This is a genomic window from Ruegeria sp. CF4 (genome assembly GCF_056537345.1).
The window spans coordinates 680092-695954 of sequence record NZ_JBQFRJ010000001.1 but is presented as its reverse complement, the minus strand read 5'-3'; the positions used below and the strand labels follow the sequence as shown (position 1 = coordinate 695954).

Sequence of the window (15863 nt, the reverse complement as noted above, 5' to 3'; positions counted from 1 at the left end):
GCGGGCTTCAAAGCCCATACAACGCCCCAAACTTCTGCTCCAGATAGGCCAACAGCGGCTCTGGTCCCGGTTCCACGCCACTGGCGCGCTGGATGATTTCGCGGGGCGCGTACAGCCCTCCGTGTTGCTGAACCTGCTCTCGAAGCCAGCCGGTGGCCTCGGATGTATCGCCAGCCGCCAACTGCCCCTCAAGTTTGGGAATTGCCGTGCGCAGCGCATGATACAGGCATCCCGCATAGACGTTGCCCAGCGAATAGGTCGGGAAATAGCCAAACAAGCCAACCGACCAATGCACATCCTGCAAACACCCGTTCGAGGGCTTATCCACCGCATACCCGAAATCCGCTTTGAAACGATCATTCCAAGCAGCCTCAAGGTCGCTCACCTGCAAGTCGCCGGCCATCAGGGCGCGTTCCAGATCAAAGCGCAGCATGATGTGAAGGTTGTATTGAACCTCATCGGCTTCGGTCCGGATATACCCGTTATGGACCCGATTCACCGTGGCATAGAACGCATCCGCGTCCGCGACGCCAAAGTCACCAAACGCGTCGGTCATCTGCTTGAACAGCCAACCGGTGAAGGCACGAGACCGGCCCAACTGGTTCTCATAGATACGGCTTTGGCTCTCATGCACGCCCATCGAGACACCCCGGCCCAGTGGGGTCAGCAGATAGTTGCGGTCGATCCCCTGTTCATAAGCTGCGTGCCCGACTTCATGAATCGTGGAATAGAAGCAGTTGAACGGGTCGGTTTCACTGGTCCGGGTGGTGATGCGCACATCCAGACCGCTGCCCGAGCTGAACGGGTGCACGGCCTTGTCTACGCGTCCATTGTTCAGATCATACCCAAAGGCCACGGCCAGCTTTTGTGATAGACGCATCTGAGTGAGTTCATCAAAACGGCCCGTCAGTGCAGCAGGCTCGGGACGATCCAGGACAGCGGCGCGTAGGGCAACCAGACGCGGGCGCATTTCGTCAAAGATCGCGGCAATCTGGGCTCCGGTCGTATAGGGTTCATAATCCTCGACCATCGCGTCATAGATATCGCTGCCTTGTGCCAACGCTTCGCCTTCCTGGCGTTTCAGGGAAACAACCTCTTCCAATACCGGAAGGAAAGCCGAAACGTCTTCGTCCGCACGCGCCTGCGCCCATTTACCCTGCGCCGCCGAGGTTACCCGGGCAATCGCCGTGGCCAGATCAGCGGGCACCTTTACCGCCCGGTCATAGGCGCGCCGGATTTCACGCAGCTGCGCCTTGCCAACCTCGTCCTGAGGCGCAGCCTGCTCCAGCCAGTCCGCAACACGCGGGTCGGAACGGCGGGCATGCAGAACAGCCTCAATCGCTGCCATCTCCTCGGCCCGCTGCACAGCCGCTCCGCGCGGCATCACCGTTTCCTGATCCCAACCCAGCCGTCCGGCAATCTGGCCCAGGGCCGAGATTTCGCGCTGAAAGGCCATCAGATCATTGAATGCTGTCATGAAATCATTCTCCGCGCAGAGAGGTTGCGATGGGGTAAGCTGTCAGGAACCGCGCGCGCAGGATCAAGGTCCAGACAACCACGGCCATGAACTGGTGGAAAATGGCGATCTGCCACGGGGCTGCGTAAACGACAGTCACGATGCCCACAACCACCTGTAGCGAGAGCGCCGCAAAGGCCGCGTTGAATGCGAACCGGGTTTGTGGATGGGCGCTGGTCTGCCCACGCCGCCAGACGACAAAGGCGAAGATGAGCAGCAGATAGCCCACGCAACGATGAATGAACTGCACCAGACCGGGGCTTTCGAAGAAGTTGCGCCACATCGGCTCAAGCATCGCCGCATCAGGCGGCAGCAGTTGCCCACCAATCAGAGGCCAGTCGGTGTAGGACCGCCCGGCGTCGATCCCTGCCACCAAGGCACCGATGAGGATTTGCAAAAAGGTGAAGTGCAGCAGACCGGTCGACAGAGAGAAAAGTTTGGTCTCTTTCGCGCGTCGGGCCTGCATCAGGTCACGCTCTTCCCGGCCAAGTTCAAAGATGTACCAGGCAAGGAAACCGAGGATCACGAAGGCCAACCCCAGATGCGTCGCCAGACGATAGCTGGCAACGGCGGTCATGCCTTCACCTTGCGTGACGCCCGAGGCAACCATCCACCAGCCAACAGCCCCCTGAACGCCGCCCAGAGCGCCGGGGATCAGCAGCTTGCCGGTCCATCCCGTCGGGATTTTGCGCGCCACAAGAAAGCCGAAGAACCCGATGGCCCAGACGAGTCCAATCACGCGGCCCAGTTGGCGATGGCCCCATTCCCACCAATAGATGGTTTTGAAATCATCCAGTTCCATCCACTGGTTCTGAATGCGCCACTGGTCGATTTCTTTGTACTTATCAAACTCGGATTGCCAGTCGGCCTCATTCATCGGCGGGATGGCCCCGGTGATAGGCCGCCATTCGGTGATCGAGAGACCGCTATCGGTCAGGCGCGTCAGCCCGCCCACCGCAATCATCACCACCACCAGAGCAAACAGGATCATCAGCCAGGCGCGGATTGCATTGCGCGCGCCACCGCGGCCCCGATCGATCATACCGGGTTGAACTGCCTGTTGCTTTTCGGTGTCCGAGACTTCCTCGAAGATGCTGCGCTTACCGCTCATGCTGTCCTCATGTCCTGAATTTCATCGCAAGCTAGGGCCACCGGCAGCCGAGGTCCAGCCTCAGCCTTTGTCCTTCCAGCGGACCATCTGCCGCATGATCCCGTGCAGCATCTGCACATCCGCACGTGTCATCCGCATCCGCGACCACAGATTGCGCAGATTGACCTTCATGCCCTCCGCCTTTTCGGGTGGATAGAAGAACCCGGCCTCTTCCAACCGGTCCTCGTAATGCTCGACCAGTTTTTCGACCTCGATACCCGTGGCCCAGTCGCCCTTGCCCAGATCAGTTGCCTCATGCACGACATCCCCGGTCTGGCGCATCCATTCATAGGCGGTCAGCAGCACGCATTGCCCAAGGTTCAACGAGGCATATTCCGGATTCACAGGGACCGAGATGATCGCGTTGGCCTTGGCAATATCTTCGTTTTCAAGCCCTGCACGTTCCGGGCCAAACAGCACAGCCACCTTTTCGCCCGCCGCCACTTTCTCAGCTGCGAGCTGCATTGCACGCTCCGGGCTATAGACGGGCTTGGTCAACCCGCGCTGCCGCGCTGTTGTGGCAAAGACAAAGGTGGTGTCCGCCAGCGCGCCCGCCAGATCATCGAACAGCTGCGCCTCGTCCAGCAGCCGTCCAGCCCCGCTGGACATCGCCACAGCCTTGGGATTGGGCCACCCGTCCCGCGGCGCCACGATCCGCATCCGGTCCAGCCCAAAGTTCCACATCGCCCGCGCGGCGGCACCGATGTTTTCACCCATCTGCGGGCGCACCAGAACGAAGGAAGGCTGGGATGTATCGCTGGGCATGGCTCACTCCGAAAAACTCCGCCTGCTCTACTGGCCACATGGATCAAGGGCAAGCCGCCCCTGCCTGTTCTGCTCTCAAATAGATGCTCAGCGGGCATAAAAGTTTGCTTCCCCCGCGCAATCCGCTAAACCGCGCGAAAGAATTCAAAGCCGAAGGACGCGCAATGGACACTCCAGAGCAGCCGCAGATTTACCTGATCACGCCTCCGACTATCGCGCTGAGCACATTCCCCGAACAATTGGGCCGTGTGCTGGATGGGGCTGACATTGCCTGTATTCGTCTGGCTTTGGCAGGCAGCGACGAAGACACCATCTCGCGCGCGGCCGATGCCTGCCGCGAGGTGGCGCATGCGCGGGACGTGGCCATCGTGATTTCCAACCACGTTCTGCTTGCGCAGCGGTTGGGGCTGGATGGCGTGCATCTGGATGACGGCGCGCGCTCCATCCGGGCTGCCCGCAAGGAATTGGGCGCAGACGCGATCGTAGGCAGCTTCTGCGGCACCTCCAGCCATGATGGCATGACCGCTGGTGAGAATGGTGCGGATTATGTGGCCTTTGGCCCGGTCGGCTCTGTCACGCTGGGCGATGGTACGCAGGCCGAGAAAGACCTGTTCCAATGGTGGTCCGAGATGATCGAGGTTCCGGTCGTGGCCGAAGGTGGGCTGACCCCGGAACTGGTGCAGGACCTTACCCCCTGCACTGATTTCTTCGGCATCGGCGAGGAAATCTGGTCACAAGATAACCCGCTGGACGCGCTGAACTCTCTGATTGCCGCAATGCGCTGAGGGATGTGAGCGTTAACCCTTGCACCCACGCCGGGGCTGCGGCATGACACGTGGCATGAATAAGAACAGCGAAATCCTGTGCATCGGTTCAGTCCTTTGGGACGTGATCGGACGGTCGGCCAGCGCCATGCGTCAGGGCTCGGACGTGCCGGGTCGCATCACCCGCCTGCCCGGTGGCGTCGCCATGAACATCGCCATGACGCTGGTGCGGTTTGGGATGACTCCCACGCTGCTGACCGCAATAGGCCGCGACCCCGAGGGCGACGAACTGGTTCAGTCCTGCGCGCGCCTCGGGATGGTCACCGATCACATCTATCGCTCGCAAGACCTGCCAACCGACAGATATATGGCTGTCGAGGGCGCAAACGGGCTGATCGCCGCCATTGCCGATGCGCATTCGCTGGAAGCCGCCGGAGCCAAAATCCTGCGCCCTCTCATGCACGGGCCTTTGGGTTACGAAAATACACCTTTCGAAGGCCCCATTGCACTGGATGGCAACCTGACACTCACCCTTCTGGAAGAGATTGCCCAAAGCCCCGCCTTCGCCAAAGCCGATCTGCGCGTCGCGCCCGCCTCACCCGGTAAGGCCGAGCGGCTGCTGCCCTTCCTCAAACACGCCCGCGCGACACTGTATGTGAACCTCGAAGAGGCCGGCCTGCTATGTCAGCGCGAATTCACCGATTCCGAAAGCGCCGCCAAGGGTCTGCTGGATCGTGGTGCCCTGCGGGTACTGGTAACCGATGGCGGAAACTCAGCCACTGTCGGGGATACTGACGGCGTTCTGACCCAAACACCCCCTTCGGTTCTGGTCACTCGTGTGACTGGTGCCGGAGATACCTTCATGGCCGCCCATATCGCCGCCGAGGCAAATGGCGCAGTGAATGACGCGGCCCTCAGCCGCGCCCTGCATGCCGCCGCAACCTATGTTTCCGGAGAAACCCCACTGTGATCACCCTTCACTATTCCGCCGAGGTCCGTGCTGCCAAAGATGCAGGCCAACCCATCGTGGCACTGGAAAGCACCATTATTACCCACGGCATGCCCTACCCTCAGAACATCGAGGTTGCGGCCCAGGTCGAACAGGATATCCGTGATGCCGGTGCAGTTCCGGCCACAATCGCCGTTATCGACGGTGTTCTGAATGTCGGTCTCGAAGCCGACCAGTTGAGTGCATTGGGTCAGGCTCAGGGCGTCGCCAAACTGTCGCGTGCTGACATGGCGGCGTGCCTCGCTACCGGCGGCACAGGCGCAACCACGGTTGCGGCCACGATGATCGCCGCACATTACGCCGGTATCGAGGTTTTTGCGACCGGGGGCATCGGAGGGGTGCATCAGGGGGCCGAAACTTCATTCGATATTTCTGCCGATTTGCACGAGCTTGCCCACACCCCGGTCACCGTTGTAGCGGCCGGGGCCAAAGCCATCCTCGACCTAGCCAAAACGCTTGAGGTTCTGGAAACGCTGGGCGTGCCCGTCATCGCGCATGGGCAGGACGAGTTTCCGGCGTTCTGGTCCGCAAAGTCTCCGCTCGCGGCCCCGCTGCGCATGGACGATGCTGCCAAGATTGCCAAAGCCCACGCCACCCGTCGCGCGCTGGGTCTACCCGGCGGACAATTGGTGGCCAACCCGATCCCCGATGCCGATCAGATCCCGTCCGATGAATTGGCGCCTATCATCGCATCGGCCCAATCCGACGCCGAGACGCACCGCATCACCGGCAAGGGCGTTACCCCTTATCTGCTGCAGCGTATCTACGAACAGACCGAGGGCCGTTCCCTTACTGCCAATATCGCTCTGGTCCGCAACAATGCCCGCCTGGCTGCCGCCATCGCGCGAGAATTGGCAAAATCGGCACCGTAAAGGGGCCTATTGTACCAAAGGCCCAGACTGCTTACCTAAATCCGCAAACCACTCAGGACCGCAATGAACACTCCGTTTGACGAAGAACCTCACCGCCGACCGGGTCTGTTGTCCCGGCTGCGCGCGTCTTTTCTGACGGGCATTGTCGTCATCGCGCCCGTGTGGCTGACTGTTTGGTTGATCTGGTCTGTCGTGGGCTGGATCGACAGCGCGGTACTGCCGCTGATCCCGCAGCGGTTCCAGCCTTCGGAATATGTCGGCATCAACTTGCGCGGCGTGGGCGTCGTCATCTTCCTGCTCTTCACGGTCATCGTCGGCTGGATTGCCAAAGGCATCCTGGGCCGCTCGTTGATCCATTTCGCCGAGAGCCTCGTCGACCGTATGCCCGTTGTTCGTTCGGTCTATTCCGGGATCAAGCAAATCTCGGAAACGGTGTTCGCGCAGACCGAGCGGTCTTTCGAAAAGGCTTGCCTGATCCAGTATCCCCGCCGAGGCATCTGGGCCATCGGCTTTGTCTCGACCACCGCCCGGGGCGAAGTGAGTGAGCGCGCTGAAACCGGGGGCGAGTTGCTGAGCGTGTTTGTCCCCACAACTCCGAACCCTACATCCGGTTTCCTGCTGTTTTTCCCCGCCGAGGACGTGATCCTGCTGGACATGTCCATCGAGGACGCAGCCAAACTGGTGATTTCAGCCGGTCTTGTTTATCCGAACGACAAAGACCCGACCCAACCACCTGAATAATCAGCCAAACATCGCAGGCAGATCGACTGTGCTGCGCTCTCCCAGATCGTCTTTATAAGCAGTCAGAAACTGCTCTGCCGCGTTGCGTCCGGCCTTTTTCAACCGGTTCAACACAACCGGGTTGGGTACAATTTTGGTCGCCGCCGAGAGGTCGTTCATCAAGGCGTCATCCGCAATCATATGCACCAGCACCCGGCTCATCTCTCCCGCTTTCAGTTTGCCCTCGGCCAGCAAGCGCTGCACGAAATTGATAGCTCGTAATTCGCGAAAGAGCGATGAGTTGAAACTGATCTCGTTGATCCGGTTCTGGATTTGCTGCGGCGTTTTGGGAACCTCGTCACGTTCCAGTGGGTTGATGTTCACGATCACCACATCATCCGGCAAACCATTGTTGAACAATGGATAGAGAGCCGGATTGCCCGTATAGCCCCCATCCCAATAGGCCTCGGTTCGCCCGGATTTGGGGTCAAAAATTTCAACCGCCTGAAACAGGTTGGGCAGGCAGGCCGAGGCCAGAATGGCATCTGTCGAAATCTCTTCCCCGGCAAACACGCGGATCTTGCCGCTGCGCACACAGGTCGCGCAGACAAAAAGCTCTGGCCCCTCATCTGCGCAGATTTCGTCAAAGTTGAAGCGATCCACCACCGGGGTAAGCGGATTGCGGTAGAACGGACCATAGGCATAGGGCGACACCAGCCGCGACCAGGTCTCGGCCATCGAAAACGGAACCGAGTATTCCAGCGCCTGAGCAACATGAGCGGGCTCAATGCCGCGCATCCAATGGGCAATCCGCATATCCCCGACGGCCCCCATGCGCTTCCACAACCCATCCAGAGAAGCCCGCGCGCCCTCACGCCCGTCTCGTACCATCCCCGACTTAAACGCTGCCCCGTTCAGCGCCCCCGCCGAGGTTCCTGTGATCGCTGCAACCTCGATGTCCTCTTCGTCCAGCAAACGGTCCAGCACGCCCCAGGTGAACGCCCCATGCGCCCCACCACCCTGCAATGCCAGATTGATCCTCTTCACGACCCCACCCTCTTCTTCTGACTAATATTACTTCGGGGGCATGGGGGCTGTGCCCCCAAGAAAACTCACAAGGCGGTCCAACCTCCATCGACCGAAATCGTCGTACCCGTAATCTGCGCAGCCGCATCCGAGCACAGGAAGATCGTCGTACCGCCCAGTTGTTCGATTGTCGCGAACTCTTTTGAAGGCTGCCGCTCCAGCAATACGTTCTTTATGACCTCTTCCCGGGTCATGTTGTATTCTCGCATCGTGTTAGGGATCTGGGAATCTATCAAAGGTGTCAACACATAGCCCGGGCAGATCGCATTGCAGGTGATCGGCTCTTGCGCGGTTTCCAACGCCACGGTTTTGGTCATCCCAACCACGCCATGTTTGGCCGCGATATACGCCGCTTTGAAGGGCGAGGCCGTCAGACCATGGGCCGAGGCGATATTCACGATCCGTCCCCAGCCCGCCGCACGCATCATCGGCAGGGCAGCAGCCGTGGTGTGGAAGGCCGAGTTCATGTTGATCGCAATGACCGCGTCCCACTTGTCAGCCGGAAACTGATCGATCGGATCGACGTGCTGAATGCCCGCATTGTTCACCAGGATGTCACAAGCGCCCGCCTGCTCGATCAGGGCGCGGCACTCGTCACCCTTGGACATATCCGCCTTGATGTAGCGCGCATTGGTGCCCGTCTCCTGCCCGATCTCGGCGGCCAGCGCATGATCCTCGTCTCGGTCGGTGAACGAGTTCAGCACCACATCCGCCCCGGCCTTGGCCAACTCGCGCGCGATGCCCAGCCCGATCCCTGAATTCGACCCCGTGATGACGGCTGTTTTGCCCGACAGACCCATGACATTCTCCCTGCTGGATTTCATTTCGCGCGCACTGTGCCATGCTGCACCTGCAAATAAAACGGGGAATGATGACGGGTTTGTTTCCCGGCTCAGATCTGCATAAAAAAACGCCCGCACGAAGCGGGCGTTAAGTTATTGAGGCAGGTTTCATACAGGCAAGAAACCTATCGAGCAGTGCATCCTTTATAAGCAATTCTTTGCATCCATCCAAGCTAAAAGTTTGATAATAAGAAAAATCATGGCTACGGTGAATCCCAAACAAAATAAGGCCAGAGCAGGATTGTTTCCAAAATGAGCCCCGATTATCTCCGCCCGTTCAGACACGTTATCGCGGGAATCACCTGCATTTTTACTGCCTCTTTGGTTTCTGCAGAATCGGTCCATGGCATAGCTATGTATGGGGACCCGGCCTTACCACCGGATTTTGTGTCGCTGCCCTATGCAAATCCGGACGCGCCGAAGGGCGGTAAAGTCGTGTTCGGAAACACCGGCGCCTATAACAGCCTTAATCCGTTTGTGCAAAAAGGCACGTCACCCTGGCAGTTGCGATTTTGGACCCATGAAAGCCTGATGGGCCGATCCTGGGACGAACCTTTCACTCTTTACGGGTTGTTAGCCGAATCAGTTGAGACGGCCGACGACCGCTCCTGGGTCGAATTCACACTTCGCGAGAACGCCGCATTTTCAGACGGAACCCCCGTGACCGTCGATGACGTGATCTGGTCATACGAGACTTTGGGCACCGAAGGCCACCTGCGCTATCGCGGGCTTTGGGGCAAAATCGACAGCATCGAACAGACCGGGCCGCGCAGCGTGCGCATCACCTTCAACGAACCGGATCGAGAGCTGGCCCTGATCGCCGGTCTACGCCCGATCCTGCGAAAAGCCCAATGGGAGGGGAAGGATTTCGCCGACGCTCCGCTGCAGGATATCCCCATCGGAACCGGGCCTTACGTCATCGATGATTATGAGGCCGGTCGCTATGTCACCCTGCGGCGGAACCCTGACTATTGGGGTGCCGATATCCCGTTCCGCAAAGGCACCATGAACCTTGATGAAATGCTGCTGGAATTCTACGGTGATGCTACGGTTCTGTTCGAGGCGTTCAAGGCCGGAGAACTGACCGCCGTGCGTGAGTTCAACGCCGATAAGTGGGACACCCAGTTCAACTTTCCCTCAGTGCAACGTGGCGATGTCATCAAGACGGAAATCCCACATAGCAAGCCCTCAGGCATGACGGGCTATGTAATGAACACGCGCAAAGCCCCGTTCGACGACTGGCGCGTGCGCGAAGCGCTGACGCTGGCCTTCAATTTCGAATTTATCAACGACACCATCACCGGTGGCGCACAGCCCCGGATTACGTCGTATTTCTCAGGTTCTGATCTGGCCATGCAGCCAGGTCCGGCAACCGGCCGTGTTGCCGAGCTGCTGGAACCCTACGCCGCTGATCTGCCGCCCGGAACGCTTGACGGGTACACCCCGCCAGCGGGCGATGGATCGGCCCGGAACCGTGCCAACATCCGCGCGGCCGCAAACCTGCTGGCTGAAGCAGGCTGGACCATTCAGGACGGTGTCCTGCGCAATGACAAAGGCGAGCCCTTCACCATCACGGTCCTGCTGCAACAAGGCGACAGCGACAATATGACGGCGATGGAGATCTATACCCGCGCGCTGGAACGTCTGGGTATTCAGGTGACAATCGAACAGGTCGACAGCGCGCAATATACAGGGCGCACCTCCGAGCTGGATTTTGACATGACCATCTTCCGCCGCGCGCTGTCGCTTTCGCCGGGCAACGAGCAGCGCCTGTATTGGGGCAGCGAGAATGCGGACACACCCGGTACGCGGAACCTGATGGGCGTCACATCGCCTGCGGTTGATGGTTTGATCGACGCGATGCTGACCTCGGAAAGCCACGAGGATTTCGTTGCCGCCACCCGCGCGCTGGATCGCGTTCTGACTGCCGGGCGCTATGTGATCCCGATTTGGAACTTTGACGTTGGGCGCATCGCCCACGCCAAGGAACTGAAGCACCCAAGCACTTGGCCGATCTATGGCGATGGACCCGAATATATGCCTCAGGTCTGGTGGTATGAGGAATGACACGCTCAAGATGAAATTTGTCTTCGCCGCTAGCGACCATACCGCCAACGAGACCTGCCTGATTTGACCCGAGTCCCGGGTGCGCATTTCAACCCGGTGGTGCCTAAGCCAGATGCCATATATTCGATCGTCCGATACTATAGACATCCGAGACTCTGCACCGCACCGGTTCGCACCAGTGATTTTCCGAGATCATCGCCGCCCTCGACCTGATCTTCGTAGTTTTCGGCGGATTTCAGCACAAGCGGATACGATACCAGTCCTTGTGCAGCTCCACATCGTTGACGCCTACAAATATACATCATCCATAAGTTTTGAGATTCTGGCAGCTATCATCACAAGATGGCTTTACGGATAGGTTCTTGGGGATATACCCTGCACATATACCGACGTTCGTTATAATGCAGATAATTGCTGTATTTATCGGGCATGTTTTACTGAGCTGGCTGTTCAAGCCAGAGGAATTACGGACCGGCCGCCACTCACTAAACAGCAGGTCCGTAGGCCCGTTGCGGTTACGCCGCAGCGGGTTTTTTGCACCAGAATGACCCGATTGCACCCTGCGACATTTTGTCATGTCCGCAGCATCGCGCCTCACTCCGTACGCTGGTTTGGGGGAGAGCAATCCTGAAACACTAACAAAGGAAGGCTCGCAGATGCTGAACTGGGCTGATCTGACGCAAGACTGGGGCGCGTCTTATGCGCGCGCGAAACGCAGGTTTCCAAACCTGCGAGACAGGGATATGGCCCGCGTTGGCGAAGATCGCAAACAGTTCGAGGCCTATCTGGCCGAGCGTCATCACCTGACAGTCAACGAAGCACGCGAAGAGCTTGAGGATTTCCTGTTTACTGAGGCTCTAAACCGCGAGGCTGCCCAGTCTTTAGCTAAGTGAAGTCACCCACAGGATCGTTGCGTCTTCATCACTGACCGAAATGACATTGTGCCCCATGCTGCCATCGTAATAGGCACTGTCGCCCCGACGCATCTCGACGGGTTCATAAAACTCGGTGAACAACCGGACAACACCGGTCAGCACGTACAGAAATTCCTCACCATCATGGCGCACCCAGCCATCAAATTCTTCCATCGATCGCGCACGAACGCGGGCGCGATACGGCAGCATCTGTTTTTTGGTCAGCGTTTCGGCCAATAGCTCATGCTCGTAGGTCGCGGTTGCATGCGCGGCCCCCTCACCCATCTTGGTCACCGCCATGCGACCAATCACCTGATCGCGCTGCGGTGGCGTGAATAGCTGCGGCACCGAGATCTCCAGACCGGTAGCCAGCTTTTTCAGCGCGTCATAGGTCGGAGACATCTGACCGTTCTCGATCTTGCTAAGCGTTGAACGTGCCAGCCCGGCCTGAGTGGCGGCCTGCTCCAACGTCCATTTGCGCGCCTTGCGCAGCTCACGCACCCGCGCACCCAGATCGACAGGCTCCAATTCCTTGCTGTTGCCGTTGTCGCGCGCAATGCGGACGATGGATTTGTGATCATTCGTGCTCATAGCTCTTTCTATAGGGCCAGGCCGCGCCGCTTGCAACGCACGGCACCCGACGGTAGCCGTAGGCCATGTTGTCGATCTTTGATCAGGGACCCTTTGCACCCTGTCCCAACCCCTTCAATCTGGCGGCGCATGTTCTGCGCCATGCAGATGAATGCGCCGGCAAAACGGCCCTGTCCGTTCTTGGCGGTCACTTGGCCCGTGACTGGACCTATGCCGACTTAAAGGCAGCGATCCTTGGCACCGGGGCCGGGTTGCTGGACGCGGGTCTCACGCCCGGAGACATCGTGGTCATGCGGTTAGGCAATACCGTTGATTTCCCGATTGCCTATCTGGGCGCCATCGCAGTGGGCCTTGTTCCGGTCCCGACATCCTCGCAACTGACAGAGGCTGAGACCGCTGGTATCCTGAGTGACCTCAACCCGGCCGCCATCCTGCGCGACCCGGACGTGGCCTGCGCCCCGCATCCGCGTCAGATCACCCTGTTCGACCTGACCGAGATGCGCAGCCTGCCCCCTGCGCGCTTTGAGATGGGGGATCCCGACCGCATGGCCTATGTGGTCTATACTTCGGGCACGTCGGGCAAGCCGCGCGCGGTTGCGCATGCCCACCGGGCGATCTGGGCGCGGCAGATGATGGTTGATGGCTGGTACGGGCTAACGCCATCCGACCGACTGTGCCATGCAGGCGCGTTCAACTGGACCTATACGCTGGGCACCGGGTTGATGGATCCGTGGACCATCGGCGCAACCGCGCTGATCCCTGAACCCGGCACCGATATCGCGGATCTGCCCGCGTTGCTGAATCAGCATCGAGCCACGATCTTCGCCGCCGCGCCGGGCGTCTATCGCAAGATGTTGCAGGCCCCCGAACGTATGAGCTTGCCCAACCTGCGCCATGGCCTCTCGGCGGGCGAGAAACTGTCGCGTCACCTGCACGAACGCTGGATGCAGAGCACCGGCACCGAACTGTACGAAGCCTACGGCATGTCCGAATGCTCGACCTTTATCTCATCCAGCCCGACCCACCCGGCACGCGGAGAGGCTCTGGGCCAACCACAGCCCGGTCGCCGGATCGCCATCGTTGGGCCTGACGGACCGGTCCCTCAGGGGCAAGAGGGTACAATTGCAATTCATCGCAACGACCCCGGTCTGATGTTGACCTACCTGAACGCACCGGAAGAGGCCGAGGCGCGCATGGCCGGGAACTGGTTCCTGACCGGCGATCAGGGGGCGATGGCAGCAGACGGTCAGATCATCTATCTCGGCCGCGACGACGATATGATGAATGCGGGTGGGTACCGGGTATCTCCGGTCGAGGTCGAGGCGGCACTGTCTACCCACCCCGGCATCACTCAGGTCGGCGCGTCGGCGGTTGAGGTGAAACAGGACAGCTCGATCATCGTTGCCTTCTACACCGGCCCCGAAGAACTGGACGCGGAGGTGTTGCGCGCCTATGTGTCTGACAAGCTGGCGCGCTACAAACAGCCGCGCGCCTTTGTCCATCTGTCCGCCCTGCCTACCGGAGGCAACAGCAAACTCCTGCGCCGCGCCCTGCCGGCCTATTTCAAGGCGACGTCCGAATGACACAGACCGTTAAGCTCGACATCATGTCCGACCCGATTTGCCCCTGGTGCTATATCGGCAAGACCCATCTGGACAAAGCGCTGGCAGAGGTGCCGAACCACCCCTTTGTGATCGAATGGCATCCGTTTCAGCTGAATCCCGACATGCCTGACGCGGGTATGGACCGGCGCGAATACCTTGAACGTAAATTCGGCGGCAAGGACGGTGCCGTCCGCGCCTATGCACCCGTGGTAGAACATGCCGATAACGCTGGTCTGAAAATCGATTTCGAGGGCATGAAACGCACCCCCAACACGCTGGATGCCCACCGGCTGATCCACTGGGCCGGGATCGAGGGCAAACAGAACGCCGTGGTTGACGCGCTGTTCAACGCCTATTTCGTCGAGGCGCGCGATATTGGCGATCATGAGGTTCTGGCAGATATCGCCGACACCGTCGGCATGGATGCCGCCGTTGTACTGAAACTGCTGAAGTCAAACGCCGACCGGGAAGATATCCGCAACCGGGATACGCATTCGCGGCAGATGGGCGTGAATTCGGTTCCGACATTCATCGTGGCCAATCAACATGCGGTTCCTGGTGCGCAACCCCCTGAATTATGGGGGAAAGTGATCGCGGACATCATGTCTCAACTTGAGGCTTCCCCTGCAGAATAGCACATACCTCTGTGCATTCCTGATCTAGTCCAACCCGTTGCACCGTGATAGCGCTGCTGGGAAGGAGCTTCCCATGACCAATCGTATGTCGCGGGGCGAATTCATTGCGCTGGTCGCGATGATGTTCGCCACGATTGCCTTTTCGATCGATTCAATGCTGCCCGCCCTGCCTGAAATCGGGGCAGAGCTCAGCCCCGGTGATCTCAACAAGGCCCAGCTGATCCTGACGTCCTTTGTTCTGGGCATGGGGATCGGCACGTTTTTTACGGGGCCAATCTCGGATGCAGTCGGACGAAAGCCTGTGATCTACGGAGGTGTGGTACTTTACATCCTCGCCTCCGCCGTGGCCTGGGCCAGTTCGTCGCTCGAACTGGTACTGGCGGCGCGGGTGGCTCAGGGGTTGGGCGCAGCTGGTCCGCGCGTTGTGGCAATGGCAATCATTCGTGACCTCTTTGCCGGGCGCGAGATGGCCCGCATCATCTCAATCGCGATGATGATTTTCACTCTGGTTCCTGCGATCGCTCCGCTGCTTGGCGCAGGCGTTATCGCTTTGGTCGGCTGGCGCGGTATCTTCGTGTCATTCATCCTGTTCGCATTGGTCATTGTGATCTGGATGACCGGTCGACTGCCCGAATCCTTAGCACCCGAAAACCGCCGCCCCTTCCGCTTGCCGCTGATGATTGCGGCGGTACAAGAGATGATCGCGCATCCCACCGTCCGCCTGTCGATCATGGTGCAAACGCTTTGCATGGGCCTGCTGTTCACCATGCTGACAATGGTGCAACCGATCTTTGACGTCGTGCATGACCGGGCCGAAAGCTTTCCGTTCTGGTTCGGCTTCGTGGCGTTGATCTCAGGCTCGGCCAGCCTGTTGAACGCGGCGCTGGTCGTCCGTGTTGGCATGCGCCGGATGGTGACCTGGGCCTTGGGAGGGCAAATCCTGATCACCAGCTGCGTCATTTTCCTGAACATGACACCGTTGTCGCCCGACGCCTCGTTCGGCCTGTTCGTGGCCTGGCAAACATCGGTCTTTTTCATGGCGGGTGTGACCATGGGCAACCTGAACGCCATCGCGATGGAGCCGATGGGCCATATCGCAGGTATGGCGGCCTCAGTGATCGGCTCGATCGCCACCGTGCTGGCGGCGGCCATCGCGGCTCCGGTCGGTTTGTTGTTCGATGGTTCGATCACGCCGCTGACAACTGCTGTACTGATCATGTGCATCGTGGGCTTCGGCCTGATGCTGCATATGGGCCGGATTGAAAACAGACTTCTCGCCTGATCTGTGCAGCGCTCCTGAAACGCGCTAACCTGCCTCCCAGACTTGG

At 59.5% G+C, this 15863-nt stretch carries 15 protein-coding genes; 9 read left to right on the top strand and 6 right to left on the bottom strand.

The genetic code is table 11. The annotated features are described in order from the left end of the window. Window positions 1-7 precede the first annotated feature (7 nt). From ACR0NF_RS03435 to ACR0NF_RS03425, 3 genes are read right to left on the bottom strand one after another with little or no spacing between them, the layout of a single operon-like run. Entirely contained in the window at window positions 8-1477 is a 1470-nt protein-coding gene (locus ACR0NF_RS03435; RefSeq protein WP_480777775.1) for a carboxypeptidase M32, read from the bottom strand. A gap of 4 nt (window positions 1478-1481) precedes the next feature. After that, window positions 1482-2627, bottom strand: a complete 1146-nt coding sequence (gene ctaA, locus ACR0NF_RS03430; protein WP_480666851.1) for a heme A synthase — start codon at window positions 2625-2627, stop codon at window positions 1482-1484. Between the two features lie 60 nt (window positions 2628-2687). Then, window positions 2688-3431, bottom strand: coding sequence for an RNA methyltransferase (locus ACR0NF_RS03425; RefSeq protein WP_480657495.1), 744 nt, complete (start codon window positions 3429-3431; stop codon window positions 2688-2690). Window positions 3432-3595: 164 nt separating this feature from the next. Between ACR0NF_RS03425 and ACR0NF_RS03420 the strand changes: the two genes are divergently transcribed. The 4 genes from ACR0NF_RS03420 (at window position 3596) to ACR0NF_RS03405 (ending at window position 6817) form a co-directional block, all read left to right on the top strand. Then, window positions 3596-4216, top strand: coding sequence for a thiamine phosphate synthase (locus ACR0NF_RS03420; protein ID WP_480469671.1), 621 nt, complete (start codon window positions 3596-3598; stop codon window positions 4214-4216). A gap of 55 nt (window positions 4217-4271) precedes the next feature. After that, a complete protein-coding gene (locus ACR0NF_RS03415; protein ID WP_480469670.1) occupies window positions 4272-5165 on the top strand; it encodes a PfkB family carbohydrate kinase in 894 nt (297 codons plus the stop codon). Further along, window positions 5162-6076, top strand: coding sequence for a pseudouridine-5'-phosphate glycosidase (locus ACR0NF_RS03410; protein ID WP_480469669.1), 915 nt, complete (start codon window positions 5162-5164; stop codon window positions 6074-6076). Before ACR0NF_RS03415 ends, ACR0NF_RS03410 begins: the two co-directional genes overlap by 4 nt. Window positions 6077-6139: 63 nt before the next feature. Next, window positions 6140-6817 carry a DUF502 domain-containing protein gene (locus ACR0NF_RS03405; RefSeq protein WP_480469668.1) on the top strand — a complete coding sequence of 226 codons (678 nt, stop codon included), beginning with the start codon at window positions 6140-6142 and terminating at the stop codon, window positions 6815-6817. On the opposite strand, the gene ACR0NF_RS03400 is transcribed toward ACR0NF_RS03405, so the two are convergent. Then, the gene (locus ACR0NF_RS03400; RefSeq protein WP_480469667.1) at window positions 6818-7843 is read right to left on the bottom strand and encodes a patatin-like phospholipase family protein; all 1026 of its coding nucleotides are present in this window, start codon (window positions 7841-7843) and stop codon (window positions 6818-6820) included. Between the two features lie 65 nt (window positions 7844-7908). After that, entirely contained in the window at window positions 7909-8682 is a 774-nt protein-coding gene (locus ACR0NF_RS03395; RefSeq protein WP_480471893.1) for a 3-hydroxybutyrate dehydrogenase, read from the bottom strand. Between the two features lie 294 nt (window positions 8683-8976). Here ACR0NF_RS03395 and ACR0NF_RS03390 point away from each other — a divergent pair, with 294 nt between their 5' ends. Then, window positions 8977-10791, top strand: a complete 1815-nt coding sequence (locus ACR0NF_RS03390; RefSeq protein ID WP_480777774.1) for an extracellular solute-binding protein — start codon at window positions 8977-8979, stop codon at window positions 10789-10791. Window positions 10792-11366: 575 nt separating this feature from the next. Further along, window positions 11367-11684, top strand: coding sequence for a hypothetical protein (locus tag ACR0NF_RS03385; RefSeq protein WP_480469665.1), 318 nt, complete (start codon window positions 11367-11369; stop codon window positions 11682-11684). On the opposite strand, the gene ACR0NF_RS03380 is transcribed toward ACR0NF_RS03385, so the two are convergent. Next, entirely contained in the window at window positions 11673-12296 is a 624-nt protein-coding gene (locus ACR0NF_RS03380) for a helix-turn-helix domain-containing protein (protein WP_480469664.1), read from the bottom strand. The two genes, ACR0NF_RS03385 and ACR0NF_RS03380, sit on opposite strands and share 12 nt — an antisense overlap. Window positions 12297-12361: 65 nt before the next feature. Between ACR0NF_RS03380 and ACR0NF_RS03375 the strand changes: the two genes are divergently transcribed. The 3 genes from ACR0NF_RS03375 to ACR0NF_RS03365 all read left to right on the top strand — a co-directional run bounded on the left by ACR0NF_RS03375 (window position 12362) and on the right by ACR0NF_RS03365 (window position 15817). Beyond that, complete coding sequence (locus ACR0NF_RS03375) at window positions 12362-13879, top strand: class I adenylate-forming enzyme family protein (RefSeq protein ID WP_480777773.1); 1518 nt, start codon at window positions 12362-12364, stop codon at window positions 13877-13879. Then, on the top strand, window positions 13876-14535 hold the full coding sequence (locus tag ACR0NF_RS03370; protein WP_480469662.1) for a DsbA family oxidoreductase: 660 nt from the start codon (window positions 13876-13878) through the stop codon (window positions 14533-14535). The genes ACR0NF_RS03375 and ACR0NF_RS03370 overlap by 4 nt, the downstream gene beginning before the upstream one ends. A gap of 73 nt (window positions 14536-14608) precedes the next feature. Then, complete coding sequence (locus ACR0NF_RS03365) at window positions 14609-15817, top strand: MFS transporter (RefSeq protein WP_480777772.1); 1209 nt, start codon at window positions 14609-14611, stop codon at window positions 15815-15817. The last annotated feature ends 46 nt before the right edge of the window (window positions 15818-15863 follow it).

Bases quoted from the DNA above. Each gene is read 5' to 3' on its own strand.
- ACR0NF_RS03435 (WP_480777775.1), bottom strand. From the start codon at position 1,477: ATGACAGCATTCAATGATCTGATGGCCTTTCAGCGCGAAATCTCGGCC.
- ctaA (WP_480666851.1), bottom strand. From the start codon at position 2,627: ATGAGCGGTAAGCGCAGCATCTTCGAGGAAGTCTCGGACACCGAAAAG.
- ACR0NF_RS03425 (WP_480657495.1), bottom strand. From the start codon at position 3,431: ATGCCCAGCGATACATCCCAGCCTTCCTTCGTTCTGGTGCGCCCGCAG.
- ACR0NF_RS03420 (WP_480469671.1), top strand. From the start codon at position 3,596: ATGGACACTCCAGAGCAGCCGCAGATTTACCTGATCACGCCTCCGACT.
- ACR0NF_RS03415 (WP_480469670.1), top strand. From the start codon at position 4,272: ATGAATAAGAACAGCGAAATCCTGTGCATCGGTTCAGTCCTTTGGGAC.
- ACR0NF_RS03405 (WP_480469668.1), top strand. From the start codon at position 6,140: ATGAACACTCCGTTTGACGAAGAACCTCACCGCCGACCGGGTCTGTTG.
- ACR0NF_RS03395 (WP_480471893.1), bottom strand. From the start codon at position 8,682: ATGGGTCTGTCGGGCAAAACAGCCGTCATCACGGGGTCGAATTCAGGG.
- ACR0NF_RS03390 (WP_480777774.1), top strand. From the start codon at position 8,977: ATGAGCCCCGATTATCTCCGCCCGTTCAGACACGTTATCGCGGGAATC.
- ACR0NF_RS03385 (WP_480469665.1), top strand. From the start codon at position 11,367: ATGTCCGCAGCATCGCGCCTCACTCCGTACGCTGGTTTGGGGGAGAGC.
- ACR0NF_RS03380 (WP_480469664.1), bottom strand. From the start codon at position 12,296: ATGAGCACGAATGATCACAAATCCATCGTCCGCATTGCGCGCGACAAC.
- ACR0NF_RS03375 (WP_480777773.1), top strand. From the start codon at position 12,362: ATGTTGTCGATCTTTGATCAGGGACCCTTTGCACCCTGTCCCAACCCC.
- ACR0NF_RS03370 (WP_480469662.1), top strand. From the start codon at position 13,876: ATGACACAGACCGTTAAGCTCGACATCATGTCCGACCCGATTTGCCCC.
- ACR0NF_RS03365 (WP_480777772.1), top strand. From the start codon at position 14,609: ATGACCAATCGTATGTCGCGGGGCGAATTCATTGCGCTGGTCGCGATG.